Annotated in this window: 18 protein-coding genes; 11 read left to right on the forward strand and 7 right to left on the reverse strand. The window is 63.1% G+C overall.

The window, feature by feature from the left end; all coding sequences use genetic code 11:
* Window positions 1-153: 153 nt before the first annotated feature.
* Together MTX19_RS19605 and MTX19_RS19610 are read left to right on the forward strand one after the other, a co-directional pair.
* Entirely contained in the window at window positions 154-405 is a 252-nt protein-coding gene (locus MTX19_RS19605) for a PilZ domain-containing protein (RefSeq protein ID WP_280978894.1), read from the forward strand.
* 83 nt (window positions 406-488) lie between these two features.
* Entirely contained in the window at window positions 489-1220 is a 732-nt protein-coding gene (locus tag MTX19_RS19610) for an adenylate/guanylate cyclase domain-containing protein (protein ID WP_280978895.1), read from the forward strand.
* Window positions 1221-1361: 141 nt separating this feature from the next.
* Here MTX19_RS19610 and MTX19_RS19615 read toward each other — a convergent pair whose 3' ends face one another.
* Window positions 1362-3431, reverse strand: a complete 2070-nt coding sequence (locus tag MTX19_RS19615; RefSeq protein WP_280978896.1) for an ATP-dependent helicase — start codon at window positions 3429-3431, stop codon at window positions 1362-1364.
* Between the two features lie 111 nt (window positions 3432-3542).
* Between MTX19_RS19615 and MTX19_RS19620 the strand changes: the two genes are divergently transcribed.
* Complete coding sequence (locus MTX19_RS19620; RefSeq protein ID WP_280971558.1) at window positions 3543-3800, forward strand: hypothetical protein; 258 nt, start codon at window positions 3543-3545, stop codon at window positions 3798-3800.
* A 172-nt stretch (window positions 3801-3972) separates the two neighbouring features.
* Here the strand turns inward: MTX19_RS19620 and MTX19_RS19625 are convergent, their stop codons facing one another.
* Together MTX19_RS19625 and MTX19_RS19630 are read right to left on the reverse strand one after the other, a co-directional pair.
* Window positions 3973-4227: a hypothetical protein gene (locus MTX19_RS19625; RefSeq protein WP_280978897.1), complete on the reverse strand. Its 255-nt coding sequence runs from the start codon at window positions 4225-4227 to the stop codon at window positions 3973-3975.
* An 83-nt stretch (window positions 4228-4310) separates the two neighbouring features.
* Window positions 4311-4505, reverse strand: coding sequence for a DUF3072 domain-containing protein (locus tag MTX19_RS19630; protein ID WP_280978898.1), 195 nt, complete (start codon window positions 4503-4505; stop codon window positions 4311-4313).
* A 52-nt stretch (window positions 4506-4557) separates the two neighbouring features.
* Here MTX19_RS19630 and MTX19_RS19635 point away from each other — a divergent pair, with 52 nt between their 5' ends.
* The 4 genes from MTX19_RS19635 to MTX19_RS19650 all read left to right on the forward strand — a co-directional run bounded on the left by MTX19_RS19635 (window position 4558) and on the right by MTX19_RS19650 (window position 14672).
* Window positions 4558-4878 (forward strand): hypothetical protein, encoded by a 321-nt coding sequence (locus MTX19_RS19635; protein ID WP_280978899.1) that lies wholly within the window; start codon window positions 4558-4560, stop codon window positions 4876-4878.
* Between the two features lie 544 nt (window positions 4879-5422).
* The gene (locus tag MTX19_RS19640) at window positions 5423-11710 is read left to right on the forward strand and encodes a HAMP domain-containing protein (protein ID WP_280978900.1); all 6288 of its coding nucleotides are present in this window, start codon (window positions 5423-5425) and stop codon (window positions 11708-11710) included.
* Window positions 11711-11725: 15 nt separating this feature from the next.
* Window positions 11726-13222, forward strand: coding sequence for an HWE histidine kinase domain-containing protein (locus tag MTX19_RS19645; protein ID WP_280984835.1), 1497 nt, complete (start codon window positions 11726-11728; stop codon window positions 13220-13222).
* 166 nt (window positions 13223-13388) lie between these two features.
* Complete coding sequence (locus MTX19_RS19650; RefSeq protein ID WP_280984836.1) at window positions 13389-14672, forward strand: sorbosone dehydrogenase family protein; 1284 nt, start codon at window positions 13389-13391, stop codon at window positions 14670-14672.
* A gap of 21 nt (window positions 14673-14693) precedes the next feature.
* Here MTX19_RS19650 and MTX19_RS19655 read toward each other — a convergent pair whose 3' ends face one another.
* The 3 genes from MTX19_RS19655 to MTX19_RS19665 all read right to left on the reverse strand — a co-directional run bounded on the left by MTX19_RS19655 (window position 14694) and on the right by MTX19_RS19665 (window position 16397).
* Window positions 14694-14951 (reverse strand): hypothetical protein, encoded by a 258-nt coding sequence (locus MTX19_RS19655; protein ID WP_280978109.1) that lies wholly within the window; start codon window positions 14949-14951, stop codon window positions 14694-14696.
* A gap of 249 nt (window positions 14952-15200) precedes the next feature.
* Window positions 15201-15368 (reverse strand): hypothetical protein, encoded by a 168-nt coding sequence (locus MTX19_RS19660; protein WP_280971563.1) that lies wholly within the window; start codon window positions 15366-15368, stop codon window positions 15201-15203.
* Window positions 15369-15461: 93 nt separating this feature from the next.
* Window positions 15462-16397 (reverse strand): LysR substrate-binding domain-containing protein, encoded by a 936-nt coding sequence (locus tag MTX19_RS19665; RefSeq protein WP_280978902.1) that lies wholly within the window; start codon window positions 16395-16397, stop codon window positions 15462-15464.
* Between the two features lie 115 nt (window positions 16398-16512).
* On the opposite strand from MTX19_RS19665, the gene MTX19_RS19670 reads away from it, so the two are divergent.
* From MTX19_RS19670 to MTX19_RS19680, 3 genes are all read left to right on the forward strand, one after another.
* Window positions 16513-17379, forward strand: a complete 867-nt coding sequence (locus MTX19_RS19670; RefSeq protein WP_280978903.1) for a pirin family protein — start codon at window positions 16513-16515, stop codon at window positions 17377-17379.
* A gap of 121 nt (window positions 17380-17500) precedes the next feature.
* Window positions 17501-18142 (forward strand): hydrolase, encoded by a 642-nt coding sequence (locus MTX19_RS19675; RefSeq protein WP_280978904.1) that lies wholly within the window; start codon window positions 17501-17503, stop codon window positions 18140-18142.
* Between the two features lie 400 nt (window positions 18143-18542).
* The gene (locus MTX19_RS19680; RefSeq protein WP_280971566.1) at window positions 18543-18839 is read left to right on the forward strand and encodes a hypothetical protein; all 297 of its coding nucleotides are present in this window, start codon (window positions 18543-18545) and stop codon (window positions 18837-18839) included.
* A gap of 196 nt (window positions 18840-19035) precedes the next feature.
* Here MTX19_RS19680 and MTX19_RS19685 read toward each other — a convergent pair whose 3' ends face one another.
* Window positions 19036-19497 carry a DoxX family protein gene (locus MTX19_RS19685; protein WP_280978905.1) on the reverse strand — a complete coding sequence of 154 codons (462 nt, stop codon included), beginning with the start codon at window positions 19495-19497 and terminating at the stop codon, window positions 19036-19038.
* 912 nt (window positions 19498-20409) lie between these two features.
* Here MTX19_RS19685 and MTX19_RS19690 point away from each other — a divergent pair.
* A complete protein-coding gene (locus MTX19_RS19690; protein WP_280978906.1) occupies window positions 20410-21594 on the forward strand; it encodes an IS481 family transposase in 1185 nt (394 codons plus the stop codon).
* Window positions 21595-21614: the final 20 nt, after the last annotated feature.

The raw sequence follows: 21614 nt of genomic DNA on the forward strand, positions 1-21614 counted from the left end.
AGTTGGCGCGGGGCTCGTCTGCGCCCAGCGATATGCATTCGGCGTGTTGCTGCGCACAAATCGCGATGCGAAAGCCCGATGTGATGGGGCGGGCCGTTGACTAATTCTGTGCCGATCACCAAGGCTCTGAGTGGATGGTCGAGGCCAAGCCGGATGGACGAGAAGCGCAAACATCCGCGAACGGAAGTCAACGAGCCCGCCTATGTTTCGTCGGGCGGTTCGCTCATGCATTGCGTGATCGTGAACATCTCGCCTGAGGGAGCGGCCATCGAAGTCGAGAACCCGGCCTACGTCCCGCATCGCTTTCGGCTGGTGTTGGCCAACGATGCCTCGGTTGTCTACGAGTGCCAGGTGATCTGGAGCAAGAAAACGCGGATCGGCGTGAGTTTCGTGGCGATCGCCTGAACGGCGATCGGCAAATGGCTGCCAGGACGCCGATAAAGGTGCTAAGCTGATCCGGTCCTATGGCGGGAAGAGCAGGTGCGTCAATGACTCCGGAGCCTGCATCAGTGTGTCTCGGCTGCTGGCAGAACCTGCACATGCCGATCCCGCTGCGCGGACCGTTGTCGGCACCGTTCCGGCTGTTCGGCATCAAGCCGAGCCGCATGAACCCGAACACCTGCACGATCTGCGAGATGGCGTTCTCGAAGATCATGAAGGCACGCGCGGTCACCATCGACGCCACGATCATGTTCGCCGATCTGCGCGGCTACACTGCGCTCACGCAAACCATCGCGCAGAACGGGCTGACGCAGTTGCTGGACGCATTCTACGACGATTGTGCCGCCGCGATCTGGCGCTATGACGGCATCCTCAACAAGACCATTGGCGACGCCGTGTTTGCGATCTTCAATTTTCCGGTTCGCCGGGAGGATCATCCGGTGCAGGCGCTACAGGCCGCCCGCGAAATCCAGCGAAGCTTTGGACGCCGGCGCGCCGAACTGGCTCGCTCCATCGGTGCGGGCGATGTCGAGATCGGAATAGGGATCGGGATCGACAGCGGCGAGACCAACTTCGGGGAGTTCGGCCAGAGCCACCGCGACCTGACGGCCGTTGGAACCGTCGTCAATCGCGCGGCGCGCGCGCAGGCGGTGGCACGATCTGGCGAGATTCTCGTCACCAAGGCCGTGCATGACCGCACCCGCGGGATGGTCACGGCCGACGGTTCGGACCATCTCCTCAAGGGCTTTGATCAACCGGTGACGTTGTTTCCGGCGTGAAGCAACAAAACGACGGCCTCGACGCGTCCTCAGGACTACGCGTCGAAGCCATCGGGAATGGTCGTGTGCCGATTACGAATCATTCAACAGCCATGGCGCCGGGTTCGTTCCGCCCCTCCTGAAAATTCCTTTTGGGGTTGCTCAGCGCCACATTCCGCGCATCCTGGAGCGGATATCGATCGCCGGGGCACGGTTTGCCGAAGAAGGTTCCGCGGCGGCTGCGCGAGGCCAAGTGATCCGTTCGAACATCGGCAGCAGCTTCTCCGGGATGAACCGGGTGCGCGAGGCGTACATGTGGCGATCGCCCTTGGCGGCCTGGCCGTGCACGAAGAAGCGCTGTGGCACCAGGAGGTGGAGATCATCCTTGGCGCGGGTCATCGCGACGTAGAGCAGCCGGCGTTCTTCCTCGAGTTCCGCCGATGTACCGGCGCCGAGGTCAGACGGCATGCAGCCGTCGACGACATTGAGCACGTAAACGGACTTCCACTCCTGGCCCTTGGCCGAATGGATCGTCGACAGGATCAGGTAATCCTCGTCCAGCAGCGGCACACCGGCCTGGTCGCTGGTCGCATCCGGCGGGTCGAGCGTCAGCTCGGTGAGGAAGCGTTCGCGGGATGGATAACCCGCCGCAATCTGCTCGAGCTGGATCAGGTCGGCGCGGCGGACCTCGCTGTCCTCATGGATGCGGTCAAGATGTGGCTCGTACCACAGGCGCGCACGCTCGATGTCGACCGGCCATTCCGAGTAGCGGAGGTTCTCGACCGCCTCGACGAACAGCCGCCAGTCCGCGCCGGCCCGTGGCGGCGAGGGCAGTGTGGCAAGCGTGGCAATCGGATCCGCGGCCTCCGCCATGCGGTCGAGCACACGCTGCGCCGAGGCTGGCCCGACGCCGGGCAACAGGTGCAGGATGCGAAAGCCCGCAACACGGTCACGCGGGTTCGCGACGAAGCGCAATAGCGCCAGCATGTCCTTGACATGCGCGGCGTCGAGGAATTTGAGGCCGCCGAATTTCACGAACGGAATGTTGCGGCGAGTGAGTTCGACCTCGAGCGGCCCACTATGCGAGGAGGTCCGAAACAGCACGGCTTGTTGCTTCAAGAGTGCGCCTTCCTCGCGGGTCGCCAGCACCTGCTCGACGATGTAGCGGGCCTGGTCGGCCTCGTCGCGGATCGTGACGAGCAGCGGCTTGCGCGTCGAGGTCCGGTCGGTCCACAGGTTCTTCGTGAAGCGTTCCTTCGCAAGCGAGATCACGCCATTGGCCGCCGAGAGGATCCGCTGGGTCGAGCGATAGTTGCGGTCGAGCGTGACGATCTCGGCTGCCGGGCTGAACTGGCCCGGAAAATCGAGGATGTTGCGCACGGTCGCGGCGCGGAAGGAATAGATCGACTGCGCGTCGTCACCAACGACGGTCAATCCGCGGCCGGCCGGCTTGAGCGCCAGCAGGATCGAGGACTGCAGGCGGTTGGTGTCCTGATATTCGTCGACCATCACGTGGTCGAAGCGGTTGCCGATCTCGTCCGCCAGGGTTGGCTCGGTGACCATCTGCGCCCAGTAGAGCAGGAGGTCGTCGTAATCGAGCACGTTCTGCTGCTGCTTGGTCTCGACATAGGCCGCGAACAGTTGCTTCAGTTCGTCGGCCCAGCCTGAGCACCAGGGGAAGAACTGGCCGAGCACCGCCTCGATCGGCATCTCCGCGTTCACGCAGCGCGAATAGATGGCGAGGCAGGTGCCCTTGGTGGGAAACCGGCTCTCTGTCCTGGAAAAGCCGAGGTCGTGGCGGACCAGGTTCATCAGGTCGGCGGAATCCTCGCGGTCGTGGATCGTGAATGCGGGATCGAGCCCGATGCGCTCGGAGAACTCGCGCAGGAGGCGTGCGCCGATGCCGTGAAATGTGCCGGCCCAGCTCAGCGCATCCGTCATCACGGAAGCCCGGTCGCCGAGCACACGGCGCGCGATGCGCTCGACGCGGCCGGCCATCTCGGCGGCGGCGCGCCGCGAGAACGTCATCAGCAGGATTCGGCGCGGGTCGGCGCCGGCAACGATCAGATGCGCCACGCGGTGGGCGAGGGTGTTGGTTTTGCCCGAACCGGCGCCAGCGATCACCAGCAGCGGCGGCCCGATGGTTCCATCAGTCCCGACGCCGTGCTCGACGGCGCGGCGCTGCTCGGGATTGAGCGCATCCAGATAGGTTGTGTTGGCAAGATCAGGCACGAATCACTCCCCGCCCGACGCTAACAGACATCGCGACGATTGGGGCCAATGTGGCAGTCCGGAGCGAAGAAATTAGATTGACATTGGCGCGGCAGATTGCACAACCGCGCCATGGGTGATCCATCCAAATCCGATACGCCGCTCAAGGCGACATTCAAGGTGAGGCTGAACGGCGAGACGGTGACGCTTGCGACGGTCGGCCAGGCCTATCGCTTCATCACCAATCTCAACTCCGTCGAATGGATGGAATTCCGCTCGCTGCACGATGATGCCGTCGTTGCGCTGGAGAAGGCGGCCGGCAATGCCATGCTCACGGTGCAGGCAACCAACGCGCTGCGCGCGCTGTTTGTCCGCGCCAAAATGCTCTGACAGTCCTGCGGGTGCCCAAAAGAATGGGCCGCCCTCCGAGGCGGCCCCAGATGGCGGCTGAAGCGCGATCAGCGTCAAGCCGTGGTGTGTACCGCCGTTACCTTGTTTGCGGCCATAACGGAAATGCCATTACGAAACCGCAGTTGATTCGGCTGTAGCAGCAACACCACAGTCAGTGACCAGTGTCCTCGACAAGGCGGTCATACACCAGAGCCGACCGGAGATTCACGGTCGCGGTCCGCAGGTAGCGCGGTTCGCGCATCGCGTTGTTGAACATCATGATCACCATTCTCCAATGCGGGCGTTCACGTTGATCCAAATTCAGCTTGGACAGGTAGTCCGCAGCGTCACCGACGGTCTCGAGCATCCGGCCATCTTTCAACGCGATTGGGAACGCGAGCGGCGATCGCTTCTCAAGTTCCAGCACGCGAGGCTCTCCAGGCAGACGATAACGACGGGAACAGCTCTAGCTGCGCCGCCCGGTGCCGCCAAGGGCCAGGCGGCTCAGAATCAGAAGGAGTCCGCCAGTGCGATTTCCGCCTTCAGGGCATTGATGCGCCGCTCGGCTTCCTCGAACGTCAGGTCACGTGCGTACTGATTCGGCTGATAGGCCTCCTCCGCGAGGCTCCTCAGCCCGACCGCCTGGGCGCGTGTCATCTGTCCGCCGACGCGCTCCGCAACCCCACCAAATCTCAGTGCTGCCATGCCCATATTTCACCTCGCTGGCCGTCTCGTGACTTGACAATATGTTCTATTTTTGTTCCAACAAGCCATGGACAACAAGATTAATGAAATTCGTCGCAAGATCAGCGCGTTGCGGACCGAAATGACTCTGGTCGAAGCCGCGATCCGGGAGCAGGTCAATCGTGACCTCGACTGCAGCGAGGCGTCATATCGGCTGATGGCGATGCGGGCCGAGGTGGCCGAGTTGATCGTCCGTTGGAAAGCCGCCGGCGGCGGCGATCATCTGCCGACGGTTCGCGAGCGTTTGAGCCGGAGCCACGGGGATCGCCCTGCGGTGAAGACGAAGCTCGACAAGGGTAAACCCAGACCCGGCCATCTCAACGTCCGGGCCTGATCCGCGCGACTATACCGAGAGGGCTACATCGCCCTGCCGGCCCGAAAGGGGTTTCGGGCCGGGAACCGACGCGCGGGATAGGCATTTTCTCGTGGTGACGAGAAATGCCGTTGCATTGTCCAGCGCAATGATCGCCGATCCGACCGCGCCACCGCGGGCATCGATGAATGACGATCGCAGTCCGCTCCTGACGCTGATCTCCTGCATCAGCTGCAGCAAGACAATGCGGCTCGAGACCAGCTATCCCGACAGTCGAGGCAAGGACATCCTCCAATATCGCTGCAGCAGATGCGGCAGGATCGAGCGGGTTCGATTAATCCGGCGCACCTGGCCAGCCCGCTACTAACCGCTACCGCAAGCAGGAAAAGTTCCCCGTCTAAGGAACTTTATTTTTCGATTGCGATTAACAGTGCTTGGCTCAATTTCTTTAGCAAGATCGGTCATCACAGTCTTCTCGCTTGATTAGACCACAGGCAGTCATTCTTATGGTTTCGCTGGCTCGCGCGAGTCTTCGGATTTGCATCCAGCGCTCAGGGGAAATTCCATGACCGATCTCGGTTCCGCATCACGTCCCCGTACCGAAGGTCGCCGCACCAAATCAACAAACGAGATCGCCTCCTCGCAGGATCTGCTGCAGTCGCTGCAGGCGATGCGTGCCGGCGATTTCTCGGTTCGGATGCGCGGCGACTATCTCGGTATCGAAGGCAAGATCGCCGACGCGTTCAACGAAATCGCTGCAGCGAACGAGCGGATGGCGCAGCAGCTGGCGCGCGTCGGTCAGGTCGTCGGTCGTGAGGGACAGACCCGCCAGCGCGTCAATTTCGGGCTTGCGAGCGGCTCCTGGGCCGACATGGAGAGCTCAGTCAACACCCTGATTGACGATCTCTTGTGGCCAACCCGCGAGGTCACGCGCGCGGTCGCCGCGGTGGCGCAGGGCGACCTGCTGCAGACCGTGCAACTCGACGTCGAGGGCAGGCCGCTGCGCGGGGAATTCCTGCAATCGGCGAACATCGTCAATACGATGATCAAGCAGCTCTCGGTGTTTACCTCCGAGGTCACTCGCGTGGCCCGTGAGGTCGGCACCGAGGGCAAGCTCGGCGGCCAGGCCCAGGTCCCTGAGGTGACCGGCGTCTGGAAGGACCTGACCGAGAGCGTCAACTCGATGGCCAACAACCTGACCGGCCAGGTCCGTAACATCGCCGAAGTGACGATCGCGGTCGCCAATGGCGACCTGTCCAAGAAGATCACGGTCGACGTTCGCGGTGAGATCCTGCAGTTGAAGGAGGCCATCAACACGATGGTCGATCAGCTCCGCTCCTTCGCTTCCGAAGTGACGCGCGTGGCGCGCGAGGTCGGCACCGACGGCAAGCTCGGCGGCCAGGCGATCGTGCCCGGCGTCGCCGGAACCTGGAAGGACTTGACCGACTCCGTGAACGCGATGTGCGGCAACTTGACTGCCCAGGTGCGCAACATCGCCAACGTGACCACGGCGGTGGCGCGCGGCGACCTGTCGCGCAAGATCACGGTCGACGTCAGCGGCGAGATTCTTGAACTGAAGGACACCATCAACACGATGGTGGACCAGCTCAACTCGTTCGCCTCCGAAGTGACGCGCGTCGCCCGCGAGGTCGGCACCGAAGGCAAGCTCGGCGGCCAGGCCCAGGTGCCCGGGGTCGCCGGCACGTGGAAGGACCTCACCGACAACGTCAACTTCATGGCGTCGAACCTGACCGCGCAGGTTCGCAACATCGCCGATGTCGCGACCGCGATCGCCGGCGGCGACCTCTCGAAGAAGATCACGGTGAACGTGTCGGGCGAAATCCTTCAGCTGAAGGAAACGCTGAACACGATGGTGGACCAGCTCAATGCCTTCGCCTCCGAGGTGACGCGCGTGGCGCGCGAGGTCGGCACCGAAGGCAAGCTCGGCGGCCAGGCCAACGTGCTCGGCGTGGCCGGCACCTGGAAGGACCTGACCGAAAGCGTCAACTCGATGGCGTCGAATCTGACCGCCCAGGTCCGCAACATCGCCGCGGTGACGACTGCGGTCGCCGGCGGCGATCTGTCGAAGAAGATCACGGTCGACGTACGCGGCGAAATCCTCGAGCTGAAGGACACCATCAACACGATGGTGGACCAGCTCAACGCCTTCGCAGGCGAGGTGACGCGTGTGGCGCGCGAAGTCGGCACCGAAGGCAAGCTCGGCGGCCAGGCCGAGGTGCGAGGCGTGGCCGGCACCTGGAAGGATCTGACGGACAGCGTCAACTCGATGGCGTCGAACCTGACCGCCCAGGTCCGCAACATCGCGGAGGTCGCGACCGCGGTGGCGAAGGGCGACCTGTCGAAGAAGATCACGGTGAACGTATCGGGCGAAATCCTCCAGCTGAAGGAAACGCTCAACACGATGGTGGACCAGCTCAACGCCTTCGCCGGCGAGGTGACGCGCGTGGCGCGCGAGGTCGGCACCGACGGCAAGCTCGGCGGCCAGGCCGAGGTGCCCGGCGTCGCCGGCACCTGGAAGGATCTGACGGACAGCGTCAACTCGATGGCGGGTAACCTGACGGCGCAGGTCCGCAACATCGCGGAGGTGGCGACCGCGATTGCCGGCGGCGACCTGTCACGCAAGATCACGGTCGACGTGCGCGGCGAGATCCTTCAGCTGAAGGAAACGCTGAACACCATGGTCGACCAGCTCAACCGCTTCGCCGGCGAGGTGACGCGCGTGGCGCGCGAGGTCGGCACCGAAGGCAGCCTGGGCGGCCAGGCCAACGTGCCCGGCGTCGCCGGCACCTGGAAGGATCTGACCGACAGCGTCAACTCGATGGCCGGCAACCTCACGGCGCAGGTCCGCAACATCGCGGAAGTGACCACGGCGGTTGCGCGCGGTGACCTGTCGCGCAAGATCACGGTCGACGTGAAGGGAGAAATTCTCGAGCTGAAGAATACCATCAACACGATGGTGGACCAGCTCAACGCCTTCGCCGGCGAGGTGACGCGCGTGGCGCGCGAGGTCGGCACCGAGGGCAAGCTCGGCGGCCAAGCCGAGGTGTCCGGTGTCGCCGGCACCTGGAAAGACCTCACCGACAACGTCAACTTCATGGCGTCGAACCTGACCGCGCAGGTCCGCAACATCGCCGAGGTCGCGACCGCGATCGCCGGCGGCGACCTGTCGAAGAAGATCACCGTGGACGTGCGCGGCGAGATCCTGCTGCTCAAGGACACCCTGAACACGATGGTCGAGCAGCTGCGCTCGTTCGCGGCCGAAGTGACGCGCGTCGCGCGCGAGGTCGGCACCGAGGGGCGGCTGGGCGGTCAGGCCGTGGTGCCTGGCGTCGGCGGCACCTGGAAGGACCTGACCGACAACGTCAACCTGTTGGCGGCAAACCTGACCACGCAGGTCCGCAACATCGCGGAAGTGACCACGGCGGTTGCGCGCGGTGACCTGTCGCGCAAGATCACCGTCGACGTGAAGGGCGAAATCCTCGAGCTGAAGAACACCATCAACACGATGGTGGACCAGCTCAACGCCTTCGCCGGCGAGGTGACGCGCGTGGCGCGCGAGGTCGGCACCGAAGGCAAGCTCGGTGGCCAGGCCGAGGTGCGCGGTGTGGCCGGCACCTGGAAGGACCTGACCGACACCGTCAACGTCATGGCGGCGAACCTGACCGAGCAGGTGCGCGGCATCGTCAAGGTGGTGACCGCGGTCGCCGACGGCGACCTGAAGCAGAACCTGACGGTGAAGTCGAAGGGTGAGGTGGCGGCGCTCGCCGACACCATCAACAACATGACGGAGACGCTCGCGACGTTCGCCGAACAGGTCACCAGCGTGGCGCGCGAAGTGGGCGTCGAGGGACGGCTGGGCGGTCAGGCCAACGTGCCCGGCGCGGCCGGCACCTGGAAGGACCTGACCGGCAACGTCAACCTGCTCGCGGCCAATCTGACCTCCCAGGTGCGTGCAATCGCGGAAGTGGCGACTGCGGTGACCAAGGGCGACCTGACGCGCTCGATCCAGGTCGACGTCCGCGGCGAGGTGGCCGAGCTGAAGGACAACATCAACACGATGATCGGCAACCTCCGTCTGACGACGGAGCGCAACACCGAGCAGGACTGGTTGAAGACCAACCTGGCGCGCTTCACCAATATGCTGCAGGGCCAGCGCGACCTCGCGACCGTCGGCCGCCTGCTGCTGACCGAGCTGGCGCCGCTGATCAACGCGCATATCGGCGTGATCTACCAGGTCGACAATCCCGAGAACCCGCAGCTACGGCTCTTGTCGGCCTACGCCAGCGACAGCACCAATCCGCATCCGCAGATCATCCAGTTCGGCGAGGGACTGATCGGCCAATGCGCGCTCGACAAGCGCCAGCGCCTCGTGTCAGACATTCCCGGCGACGCGGTGCCGGTCAATTCCGCCCTGATGCGGATCATGCCGAGGAACCTGGTCGTATTCCCGGTGCTGTTCGAGAACCAGGTCAAAGCCGTGATCGAGCTGTCCTCGATCTCGTCCTTCACCACGTCGCAGATCACCTTCCTCGAGCAGTTGACCGACAGCATCGGCATCGTGCTCAACAGCATCGAGGCGACGATGCAGACCGAGGCGCTGCTCAAGCAATCGCAGCAGCTCGCGGCCGAGCTCCAGACCCAGCAAAAGGAACTGCAGCAGACCAACGATCAGCTCGAGCAGAAGGCCCAGCAGCTCGCCGAGCGCAACGTCGACGTCGAGCGCAAGAACCAGGAAATCGAGCAGGCGCGCCGCGCGCTGGAGGAGAAGGCGACCGAACTGTCGCTGACCTCTAAGTACAAGTCCGAATTCCTTGCCAACATGTCGCACGAGTTGCGGACGCCGCTGAACTCGATCCTGATCCTTGGCCAGCAGCTCACCGAAAACCCCGACGGCAATCTGACCGGCAAGCAGGTGGAATTCGCGCGCACCATTCATGGCGCCGGCACCGATCTCTTGAACCTGATCAGCGACATCCTCGACCTCTCCAAGATCGAGTCGGGCACGGTGACAGTCGAGGCCGAGGAGATTCTGACGTCGAGCCTGCTCGAGACCGTCGGCCGGCCGTTCCGGCACGAGGCGGAGAACCGGCATCTCTCCTTCAGCATCGACGTGGACGCCAACCTCGCGCGCAGCATGGTCACCGACTCCAAGCGGCTGCAGCAAGTGCTCAAGAACCTGCTCTCGAACGCATTCAAGTTCACTGCGGAAGGCGGCGTGAGCCTGACCGTGTCGGCCGCCGTCGGCGGCTGGAGCGTCGAACATCCAATCCTCAACACGGCGCCCGCCGTGGTCGCATTCGAAGTGTCGGATACCGGCATCGGCATTCCTCAGGACAAGCAGAAGCTGATCTTCGAGGCGTTCCAGCAGGCCGATGCCGGCACCAGCCGCAAATACGGCGGCACCGGTCTAGGCCTTGCCATCAGTCGCGAGCTCGCAAGCCTGCTCGGCGGCGAGATCCATCTGCGCAGCGCGCCCGGCAAGGGCTCGACTTTCACGCTCTATCTGCCGCTGAAATATTCGGGGCCAAGCACGGCGCTTCGACCGCGGGCGCAGGCCGCGCTGATGCCGCCCGCGCTGACGCCGGCGCTGCAGGTCTCGTCCGCGCAGGAGCGTACGATCGAGCCGTTGCCGGACGATCGGCTCAATCTCGAACCCGGGGACACGATCCTTCTGATCGTCGAGGACGACCCGCACTACGCGCGCGTGCTGATCGACCTGGCACGCGACAAGGGCTTCAAGGTCCTGGTCGCAAGCCGCGGCGCCGAAGCGCTTGAGCTCGCCAAGCAATACCAGCCGGCTGCGGTCTCGCTCGATGTGTTCTTGCCGGACATGCTCGGCTGGACCGTGCTGACCCAGCTCAAGCACAATCCGCTGACCCGGCACATTCCGGTGCAGATCATCACCCTCGACGAGGACCGGCAGCATGCGCTGGCCCGTGGCGCTTTCTCCTTCGTCAACAAGCCGACCACGACCGAAGGCGTCAGCGCCGCACTCTCGCAAATCAAGGAATACGCCAAGCCGCGCCGCAAGCGCCTGCTGATCGTCGAAGACGATGCCGCCGAACAGCTCAGCATCACGGAGTTGCTCGGGCACGAAGATATCGAAATCGTGACCTGCGATACCGGGGCAGGGGCGTTGTCGACGCTGCGGGAAAATCCGTGCGACTGCGTCGTGCTCGACCTGCGATTGCCCGATATGAGCGGCTTCGATGTGCTCGACCAGATCCGCAAGGACGACAGGCTCTCGAACGTTCCGATCGTCGTGTTCACGGGACGGGAACTCTCGGCCGAAGAGGACGCGGAACTTCACACGATGGCGCGAAGCATCGTCGTCAAGGGCGTGGAATCGCCCGAACGGCTGCTCGATGAAACGTCACTGTTCCTGCACCGTGTGATCACGGAATTGCCGGCCGCCAAACAGAAGATGCTCGAAAAGCTCAATAGCTCCGATGAGGATCTTATTGGCAAGACGGCGCTGCTGGTCGACGACGACGCCCGCAACATCTTCGCGCTTTCGAGCGTGCTCGAGCGGCGCGGTATGAAGGTGCTGACTGCGACAACAGGTCACGAGGCGATCTCGCTGGTTGAGTCGAATCCGAAGATCGCGATCGTGCTCATGGACATCATGATGCCGCAGATGGACGGTTACCAGACCATCGGTGCGATCAGACAAGACCCTGCCTTCGCGCGGCTGCCGATCATTGCGCTGACGGCGAAGGCGATGAAGGGGGACCGCGAGAAATGCCTGGAGGCAGGCGCGTCCGACTATCTGGCAAAGCCCGTCAACACCGAACAACTGCTGCTCGCGATCCGCATGTGGTTGCACCGCTGATCGGCGCTCGAAATGATGGACCATGAAAAGATAAACATTCTTCTGGTCGATGATCAGCCGGCGAAGCTGCTGGCCTACGAGGTCATCCTGAGGGAGCTTGGCGAGAATCTCGTCGCGGTGTCGTCCGGCCGCGAGGCGCTTGAATTCCTGCTCAAGAACGAGGTCGCGGTCATCCTGGTCGACGTCTGCATGCCCGAGCTCGACGGCTTCGAGCTCGCGGCGATGATCCGCGAGCATCCGCGCTTCCAGAAGACCGCGATGATCTTCATCTCGGCGATCCAGGTCAGCGATATCGACCGGCTTCGCGGCTACGAGATGGGCGCCGTCGACTACGTGCCGGTGCCTGTCGTGCCCGAGGTGCTGCGGGCAAAGATCCGCGTGTTCGCCGAGCTCTACCGCAAGACGCGGCAGCTCGAGCGCCTCAATGCCGAGCTCGAGGATCGCGTGCGCGCACGTACCGCGGAGCTGGAGCAGTCGACGGCGCGGCTGGTCGAAAGCGAGCAGCGCCGCAGCATGGCAATCGCTGCGGGCAAGATGGGATCATGGGATTGGGATTGGGTGAACGGCGACTGGATGTGGGACGAGGGACAGTACAAGATCTTCGGCGTCGATCCGAAATCCTTCGAGCTCACCTCCGAGAATATCCAGGGACTTTTTCACCCCGAGGACGTCGAAGAACTTCGGCAAGCCTGGGCCAGCTTCGGCAAGGGCCAGACGTCATATGAAGCCGAATTCCGGATCCTGCGGCCTGACGGCGAAGTGCGCTGGTGCGTCGGCACTGCGGCAGCCACCAGCGACAGGTACGGCAGGGTGGTGCGGGTCAGCGGTGTCACCGTCGACATCACCGACCGCAAGCGAGCCGAGGAACGCCAGAGTCTCCTGACCCGTGAGGTCGATCACCGCGCCAAGAACGCGCTCGCGCTGGCGCAATCGATCGTACGGCTGACGCGCGCACAGAATGTGAGCGCCTATGTGCGCGCGGTCGAGGGGCGCATCACCGCGCTCGCCCGGGTCCATACGGTGCTGTCGCTGTCGAGCTGGCAGGGGGCTGAAATCCGGCGGCTGGTGACCGAGGAGATCGCGCCCTATTCCGAAGCCGGGCAGATCCAGATCGAAGGAAGCGAGGTGCAGTTGCAGCCTGCGACCGCGCAGACACTGGCATTGGCGCTCCATGAACTCGTTACCAACTCGGCCAAATATGGCAGCCTGTCGGTGCTGTCGGGCCGGCTCGCGATCACCTGGGAAGTGCAGGATGACACGCTGATCCTGGCGTGGGTGGAATCCGGCGGGCCCAAAGTGACGAAGCCAAAGCAGAAGGGGTTCGGGACCCGCAGCGTCATCGCCAGTATCGAGACCCAGCTTGGCGGACGGGCTGATTTTGACTGGCGGGCAGAGGGCCTGATCTGTCGCCTGACCGTTCCGCTACGATCGGTCTTCTCGTCCGAGTCTCAGACTTTTCGCGAAGTGCCGGCGCAGGAGCACAAATCGGCCATACAGTCTCAGGTCGGTTAAACCAACATCCAAGAGATTGTGAGATGAGGTGGCGCGGCTGTTCAGCTAGATATCAGCGCGTGCGATCGCGTCCGATTCAATGATCGTGCGGCAGGAACAATCGATGTTGAACAAACAGCATGCGCTCGTTGCAGGCCTTTCCGCCACCTGCCTGATTGCAACGACAATGGTGGCGTGGACCGAGCCGACTGTGCTGAGGGGCGCCGAGGCGTTTGGCGACTGGCGGAGCGACAAGCCAGGCACCGTCCGATTGATCAGGCCGCAGGATCTGCCCAAGCCGGGCGCGACGGCGTCGGCCAGCAACGTGTCGCGCATCGTGCAGCGCCCCGCATCCGCGGTGCCCCGCGTCCCGGCGGGCTTCAAGATCGAGCTGTTCGCCAGCGGCTTGAGTGGGCCGAGGATCATCCGGACCGCGCCCAATGGCGATATCTTCGTCGTCGAGACCAGAGCCGGCCGTATCCGCATCCTGCGCAGCGATGCAGGCGCCGCGAAACCTGCAACCAACGAAGTTTACGCGAGCGGTCTGAACAGGCCGTTCGGCATCGCGTTCTTCCCGAACGGCGACACCCCGCAATGGCTCTATGTCGCCAACACCGACAGCGTCGTGCGCTTCGCTTACCGGAATGGCGACCTCAAGGCTTCAGACGAGCCCGAGACGATCGTCGCCAGCCTTCCGCACGGCTACGGCCACTCCACGCGCGACATCGTGTTTACGCCCGACGACAAGCGGATGCTGGTGTCGGTCGGCTCCGCCGGTAACGCGGGCGAGGGGCTCGGTCAGCCGCCTGGAGGCATCGAAGCCTGGAGCCGCGACCGCGCGCTCGGTGCAGCCTGGGGTTCAGAGACCGATCGCGCCGCCGTGCTCGCCTTCGATCCTGACGGCAAGGACAGGAAGCTGTTCGCCGCCGGTCTCCGCAACTGTGTAGGCCTCGCGATCCAGCCCGGAACAGGCACGCCATGGTGTTCGACCAACGAGCGCGACGGCCGCGGCGATAACCTTGTGCCCGACTATGTGACGCGGATCCGCGAAGGCGCGTTCTATGGATGGCCGTGGTTCTATCTCGGCGCCAACGAAGATCCGGCACATGTCGGGCAACGTCCGGACCTTAAGGACAAGGTGACGATCCCCGACGTCCTGCTTCAGGCACACTCAGCCTCGCTCGGCATGACGTTCTACAGCGGCAGCGACTTCCCGCCTGAGTACCGCGGTGACGCCTTCGCAGCCGAACACGGCTCATGGAATCGGGCGAAGCGGACCGGCTACAAGGTCGTGCGCATCAGGCTGAAGGACGGCGTGCCGACCGGCGAGTACGAGGATTTCGTCACCGGCTTTGTCGTCGGCGATAAGGAGGTCTGGGGCCGTCCGGTCGGCGTCACCGTGGCGCGCGACGGCGCGCTGCTTGTCTCGGAAGACGGCAACGGCACAATCTGGCGGATCACGCACGACTAGCCGGCGAGCGCGGCGGCGCGCCTAGCCTTGACCGTCCTTGAGGCCGAACTCCTCATAGATCGTCAGGGGATCGGTGTCGGGAAACAGCCTGCACTTGGCCTGCGCAAGATGCAGGGTGACCGCGCCAGGTTCGCACTTGGCGGTCAGGAGCTTCCGAACATCCTCCATGTGTGCGCGCGGCTGATGTTTCGACGGAAGCTGCTCAAGCGCGATAAGCGCCGTGGCCAGGGCCTCGGTAACCACCCAATCGTCGTGTCCGGTAATTCCCTTTCGCGGCATCGCCACACCTCCGTGCACCGGCGCGCGACATTTTAACGCAAAACGGGTGGGTGCTGTCATCAGCCATCATGGTCCGAGCCGCGGGAATCTTGGATCGGGATATGCCGCCACAGGAACCCGCCATGGCTGGCCGCGGGGCAATCGGCTGCGTGGTTTCTGGGAGACGGTGATGCGCTTGCCGCGACCGACCTGCAGATCGCAAAACTCGCCGCGGCCGAGCCGGACCAAATGGCGCAAGGGCGCCAGCAATTACGCCGCCGCGGCGCTCGCACTGGTCAGCGATACACTCAAAATCCGCCACTTCGATATGTCGAAGAAGTAGGCCGCCCTGATGCGCGCGGAAGCGGGATCCGGCGCCTGAATCACCGTATGGAATTTCCGCGTGCCATCGCTCAGCGAAATCCGGAATGTCTGCATCGGTCGAACCTCCACGACCGAATGCTGCGGCAGTGAGGGTTAATGTTCCGTTGCGGGACGGCCGAACGCTCGCGGCGCTGCGGTCTTGCTGTGTCAGGTTCGCTTCTCGTGGACGGACAGCGACGAAGCGGCCGCGCTGCGCTGGCGCACGCATTCTTTCGCCAGATAGTCGAGCAATGTGCGGACCGATGGCAGCAAACCACGCCGCGACGGAAAGACCGCATGCACGATGCCTGCGCGCGGACGCCAATCCGGCAAGGCGTGAACCAGCCGGCCCTGCTCGATGTCCTGCCACACCATCATGGTGGGAAGCTGGGCGACGCCTACACCTGTCAGCGCCGCTTGTCGAAGCGCCGCCATGTCGTCGGTCACCAGCCTCGGGCGGTGCGGCAGGGCTGCTGTCTGCCGATCGGGACCCTCGAGCTGCCATTGATGATCGCGTCGCGGCGGCCCGAGATCCACACTGGGCATGCCGGCGAGATCGGCGGGTGACCGCAGCGTGTGCGGGATCAGCGCTGGGCTCGCCACGAGGCATTGCGTGCTGGTGTCCAGCTTTCGCATCACGAGGTCTGTAGGTTGCAGTGGCGGAAAGCGTACGCGGATCGCGATGTCGAACCCTTCCGCCATGACGTCGACACGACGGTTGGTTGCTTCCAGGTGCAGCTCAACCGCGGGGTTCTCCATCATGAAGCGGGCGAACAATGCGCCGAACTGGAAGCCGAGCAATGCGATCGGGCAACTGATGCGGACGATCCCGCGTGGCTCTGCACGCAGTTCGGCAATCACGTGCTCGGCAGCCTCCGCCTCAACCAGCATCGCGACGCAACGCTCGTAATATTCGCGTCCCACTTCCGTCATCGAGAAACGCCGCGACGACCGGTTGACCAGCCGGACGCCAAGCCGCTCCTCCAGCAATTGCATCCGTCGGCTTAGCTTCGATTTGGGGATACCGAGCGCACGCCCGGCCGCGGCGAACCCGCCGTGATCGACGATCTGTACGAAATAGAAGAGATCGTTGAGGTCTCGCATCGTCCTATTGATGGGACGATGCGTCTAAATATTGCGGACTTCAAGGTCCGTCGTTCGAAATTATTGTCGCGTCGACAAGGAGCCCACCACCGCGTGGGCCGTTCGGAGACAGACCATGAGCAAGGCAATTCTGGGCCGCTACGGCAACAACCGTGGCCACTGGGTCGGCGACGGATTCCCGGTCCGCTCGCTCTTCTCCTACAATACACTAGGCCAGCACATCAGCCCGTTCCTGTTGCTCGACTATGCTGGGCCGCATCATTTCGCGCCCACAACGGAGCGGCGCGGAGTCGGCCAACACCCGCATCGCGGGTTCGAGACGGTCACGATCGTCTATGACGGCGAGGTCGAGCACCGCGATTCCGCCGGCAACGGCGGCGTTATCGGCCCCGGCGATGTGCAGTGGATGACGGCCGGCGGCGGCATCCTGCACGAGGAATATCATTCGCCAGCCTTCGCGAAGACCGGCGGCCAATTCCGCATGGTGCAGCTATGGGTGAACTTGCCCGCCAAGGACAAGTCGGCACCCGGCGGTTATCAGGCCATCGTCTCGGCCGATATTCCGGTCGTGAATCTGCCCAGCGACGCCGGCACGGCGCGGATCATCGCGGGCGAACTCCTGGGGCGCCGCGGACCTGCACGGACCTTCACGCCAATCAACGTCTGGGACGTGCGGCTCAATCGTGACGCTGACCTGACCCTCGACCTGCCGGAAGGCCATACCGCGATGATCGTCGGATTGGGCGGGCATGTCACCGTCGAAGGCCAGCACGCGTTAGGCGAGGCGGAGATGCTGCTTCTGGGCCGCGAGGGCGACAGCGTCGCGCTGCACGCCGATGGGGACGCCACGCTGCTGATGCTGACCGGCGAGCCGATCAACGAACCGATCGTCGGCTACGGTCCGTTTGTGATGAACAGCGAGGCGGAGATCCGCCAGGCGATTGACGACCTCAACAGCGGCGGCCTCGCGAAGACGGGATGAGGGCGCCTGAAGGCGCCGAGAGCTTCGTGGTTGGGGCGCCGGCCCGCGCCGCCCCAGCCGCGGGAGATGATCCGTGTGAAACCGGCGTGGGCCACACCAACTGAAACCCAAGGAGAAAGTCATGCCCAGTGAACCGATCCGTGACCCAAAGGCCGACCGGCTTCTGACCCCGCAAAACGCAGCCTTCATCATCATCGACTATCAGCCGGTGCAGGTGAACTCGATCGCCTCGATGGACCGGCAGCTACTGCTGAACAACATCGTCGGCTGCGCGAAGGCTGCGGTTACCTACGGCCTGCCCATTATTCATTCGACCGTGAACGTCGAGACGGGACTCAACAAGCCGCCGGTGCCGCACATCCGCAAGGTTCTCGCCGCTTATCCCACCTATGACCGCACCACCATCAATAGCTGGGAGGACGTGGGCTTCCGCAAGGCCGTCGAGGCGAGCGGACGCAGGAAGCTTGTCATGACGGCGCTGTGGACGGAGGCGTGTCTCACCTTCCCGGCGATCGATGCGCTCGCCGAGGGCTATGAGGTCTATGTTCCGGTCGACGCAGTCGGCGGCACGTCGCTCGCTGCGCACGAAGCGGCGCTGCGCCGGATCGAGCAGGCCGGAGGCAAGCTGATTTCCACCGTCCAGTTGTTCTGCGAACTGCAGCGCGACTGGAAGCGCAGCGAAACGGTTCCGGCCTTCATGAATCTGTTCATCGAAACGGGCGGTACCGCCGGCATTCAGTTCAGCTACGACAGGGCCGAATAACGTCGGCCATCGCGTGCCGCGCGCGCCGGCACTTTTCGGCCGGCGTGCGCCGTTCCTCAGTGGGCGCCGTTTGGAAGCTCAACTCGTGAACGGGGCCACATGGCCAGAGCGCGAGGAGCTTGACCGCAAACTGCGTCGGCTCAGAATTGCGTTCAACGTCGATAGCCGGACACGTCCGGCTGATCTCAAACCTTCCGAGCAGAGCTGGACACGCACTTGCTTAAGAGCGAGCCCACTGGCGCAGCCAGCGGCCTATGAACGATGCCGGCAAGACGCCGTAAGCCGATCGGGTAAGGCCACAGCGGTTCTCACGCCAAATGCGAGCCACCGGCCTTTGTGACATGGAACGGTCAGTGCTCGCTCTCGTTACACCGGTTCAACCTCAAGGACGGAGTTCCACATGTTGAAAATCGCTCTTGTCTTGGCGGCGACCGCAACGGCGCTGACAACTGCGCCGCTTGCCATTCCAGCCAAGGCCCAAAACCTCAAGATGGCCCAAGGTGTTGATGTCCAGGTCGGACGGGATCGCGAGGACCGCTACTACCGGGACCGTGACCGCTACGATCGCGACACCACAGTTGGTGTCGGCCCGGGGGGCATCACCGTCGGCCCACGACGGCGCTGCCGCACCGAGACCGTCACGGTGGAACGTGATGATGGCCGTAGGGTTACGCGCAGGGAGCGCCGCTGCTACTAATTCCGACCGCCGTTGCAAAAAAGGGCCCCCGGCAATTTCGAGCCGGGGCCGAGGGGGGTGTCTCGTCCGTCAGGTAGGGAGACATGGCGGATGATCTCGGAGAGCGCGCCACCAGCACAACGGTACTTAGGAATTAGCGGACGGGACGAAGGCCACTGACGCGCGGGCTCCCTTTTTCTGGATCGACGGAAAGCTGCTATCTTGCCAGCTTCCGATCAACGGAGAACCAGCCTCCTCCGGTGACGAAGATCAACAACGCGCCTCCCATGATCGAGATATTCTTCAAGAAATTATTATACTGACCGGCCTGCTGCGGACCGGCGGGATATTCCCAGTACCGATGCGCAATCGCAGTAGCTATCAAGACAAACAGAAAAACCAGAACTGCGCAGTAGCGCGTACCAATGCCCAATATCAAACCAGCCGACATTATTATTTCCAGTGCGACAGCCGCTACGGTGAATAGCTCAGGTGCTGGAACGTTCAGTGACCTGAAGTAACCCACGGAGCCACTCAAGTTGGTAATAGCTCCGTAAGCGCTTCCCACGAAGACCCATGCAAGCAGGATCCGGCCGATCAGAATAAGAACGTTGGCACTGTTCGTGGCGACCTCGTCGAGCCGAGATATGAGCGAGTGAGAACCGGACTGCATAGTCATTCCCCTCTATTCCTAGTTCGATAGCCAAATGTCGACCAGAGCAAAGCTACCACGATCGGCGAACCGCCTGAAGCGCGCGTGCCATTTGTGACCCGCTGATTTGCCCACCGTTTGATGCGCTGCAAGCGCCGGCACCTTAGAGGCCCGATCGATCGCGATTGGTCCGTCTGCTCACGGCCCTTCGCTGAAGGTCCGTTTGACGATCGGCGTGTCTATTTGTTGAGGTAGAGTGGACGTGACGAGTTTATGAGTACACACCCTAACTGGTAAGGGAATTCGATCCGCCATCGACGTTGAGGCTATTCGCCGAAGCACGTGATCGACGGTGCGCTAAAGCCGGATGAGAGGTTCGTCGCTAGCTTCTGGAAAAGGCGCGCAAGTATTACCCGCTGCGGGCGTTCTAGCCGCACGACACCATCACCACCACCGACGAGGCCAGCCGCTAGGCGGGCCCGTTCTAAGGTAACGTGTCAGCCGATTTCGGCGGGCCTGTCGGTTCGTCTTCAGCCAATCAATCGCCCGCGAAAGTGATTGCATACCTTCACGGACGAAACGGGGGAGAAGCATCAACCAGATAGCGGCCGCGGCAGCCCATAGCAGTAATTCGGCAAATGCCAACAATCGAGCGATCATCTCTCGCTCCAAAAAAATGAACGTCGAAAAAGAACGTCTAAAAATGAGCGCACACAGTATTGCCCTGCGATGGGGCGGCTGCAATCACAATCCCGATCGAGCGCCCGGGTGCAGGCGCGGTGAGCTGACACTGACACCGAAGAGGGACCGCGCGCGAGCGGCCTTTTCACGAGGATTGAAAATTTTTTAATGATTTCAATGAGCGGCCCGAGACATAGGTGACAAAACGTACCGGACACATGGGTTACACTTTCCGCTTTTGTTCTGCGGGAGGTGTGGATGCCGTGGAAAGCAAGTTCGGTGATGGAAGAACGCCTTCGCTTTGTTGCCCGCCTCCTGGAGGGCGAGGCCATGACGGATGTCTGCCGGGAGTTCGGAGTCTCCCGCAAGACCGGCTACAAGATTTTCGATCGCTACAAGGAGGAAGGGTTGGTCGCCCTGAGCGATCGGTCGCGGCGGCCGGTGCGCTATGCCAATCAACTGCCGGGGCAAATCGAGAGCCTGATTGTCCGTCTCAAGGCCGAGAAGCCGCACTGGGGTGCGCGCAAGATCCGTGAGCTTCTGGTCCGGCGGCTCGATGGCGATATCCGTATTCCGGCCAAAAGCACCATCCATGCGGTGCTCGATCGCCATGACCTGGTCAAGCGCTCAGGCGGGCCGCGCCACCGCGCGCGCGGCACGCCGCTCTCCGCAGGCGTCGGACCTAATGAGCTATGGTGCGCCGACTTCAAGGGTGAGTTCAAACTCGGCAATGGCCGCTACTGTTACCCGCTCACCGTCACTGACCATGCCTCGCGCTTCCTGCTACTGTGCGAAGCGCTCGATTCAACCCGCGAAGAGCCGGCAATTAGCGCCTTCGAGCGGTTGTTCCGCGAGCGCGGCCTGCCACAGGCTATCCGATCCGACAACGGCGTACCCTTCGCCAGCCCCAATGCCTTGTTCAACCTCTCAAGGCTCTCGGTGTGGTGGCTTCGACTTGGGATTGCGATCGAGCGCATCAAGCCAGGCCACCCACAGCAGAATGGCCGTCATGAGCGCATGCACCTCACGCTCAAGAAGGAGGCCACCCGTCCACCCGGGTTCAACAGCCTGCAGCAGCAGGACCGCTTCGATGCGTTCCTTCGTGAGTTCAATACCGAACGGCCTCATGAGGCGCTCGGCATGAAGTGCCCGGCCGAACTCTACGTCGCTTCTCCACATTGCTACGACGGGCTGCCGGATCTCACCTGTCCGTTCCACGACCGTGACGTGCTCGTCACCGCCTGCGGACGGCTCTGCCTGCACCGCAAGAGGATCAATATCTCAACTGTGCTGGCGGGCCAGAAACTCGGCATCAAGGAGGTCGACGAGGGCATTTGGCTCGCGACCTTCATGCACTATGATTTGGGATACTTCGACCTGGAACAGAAAACCCTGCAACCTCTCGACAACCCGTTCGGCACGAGGTTGTCACCCATGTCTTAGGTACGATCTGTTACCCAGGT

Origin of the sequence: Bradyrhizobium sp. ISRA464 (assembly GCF_029910095.1) — a bacterium.
GTDB lineage: Bacteria > Pseudomonadota > Alphaproteobacteria > Rhizobiales > Xanthobacteraceae > Bradyrhizobium.

Bases quoted from the DNA above. Each gene is read 5' to 3' on its own strand.
- MTX19_RS19650 (WP_280984836.1), top strand. From the start codon at position 13,389: ATGGTGGCGTGGACCGAGCCGACTGTGCTGAGGGGCGCCGAGGCGTTT.
- MTX19_RS19645 (WP_280984835.1), top strand. From the start codon at position 11,726: ATGGACCATGAAAAGATAAACATTCTTCTGGTCGATGATCAGCCGGCG.
- MTX19_RS19655 (WP_280978109.1), bottom strand. From the start codon at position 14,951: ATGCCGCGAAAGGGAATTACCGGACACGACGATTGGGTGGTTACCGAG.
- MTX19_RS19665 (WP_280978902.1), bottom strand. From the start codon at position 16,397: ATGCGAGACCTCAACGATCTCTTCTATTTCGTACAGATCGTCGATCAC.
- MTX19_RS19640 (WP_280978900.1), top strand. From the start codon at position 5,423: ATGACCGATCTCGGTTCCGCATCACGTCCCCGTACCGAAGGTCGCCGC.
- MTX19_RS19685 (WP_280978905.1), bottom strand. From the start codon at position 19,497: ATGACTATGCAGTCCGGTTCTCACTCGCTCATATCTCGGCTCGACGAG.
- MTX19_RS19605 (WP_280978894.1), top strand. From the start codon at position 154: ATGGACGAGAAGCGCAAACATCCGCGAACGGAAGTCAACGAGCCCGCC.
- MTX19_RS19610 (WP_280978895.1), top strand. From the start codon at position 489: ATGACTCCGGAGCCTGCATCAGTGTGTCTCGGCTGCTGGCAGAACCTG.
- MTX19_RS19690 (WP_280978906.1), top strand. From the start codon at position 20,410: ATGCCGTGGAAAGCAAGTTCGGTGATGGAAGAACGCCTTCGCTTTGTT.
- MTX19_RS19670 (WP_280978903.1), top strand. From the start codon at position 16,513: ATGAGCAAGGCAATTCTGGGCCGCTACGGCAACAACCGTGGCCACTGG.
- MTX19_RS19620 (WP_280971558.1), top strand. From the start codon at position 3,543: ATGGGTGATCCATCCAAATCCGATACGCCGCTCAAGGCGACATTCAAG.
- MTX19_RS19680 (WP_280971566.1), top strand. From the start codon at position 18,543: ATGTTGAAAATCGCTCTTGTCTTGGCGGCGACCGCAACGGCGCTGACA.
- MTX19_RS19660 (WP_280971563.1), bottom strand. From the start codon at position 15,368: ATGCAGACATTCCGGATTTCGCTGAGCGATGGCACGCGGAAATTCCAT.
- MTX19_RS19630 (WP_280978898.1), bottom strand. From the start codon at position 4,505: ATGGCAGCACTGAGATTTGGTGGGGTTGCGGAGCGCGTCGGCGGACAG.
- MTX19_RS19675 (WP_280978904.1), top strand. From the start codon at position 17,501: ATGCCCAGTGAACCGATCCGTGACCCAAAGGCCGACCGGCTTCTGACC.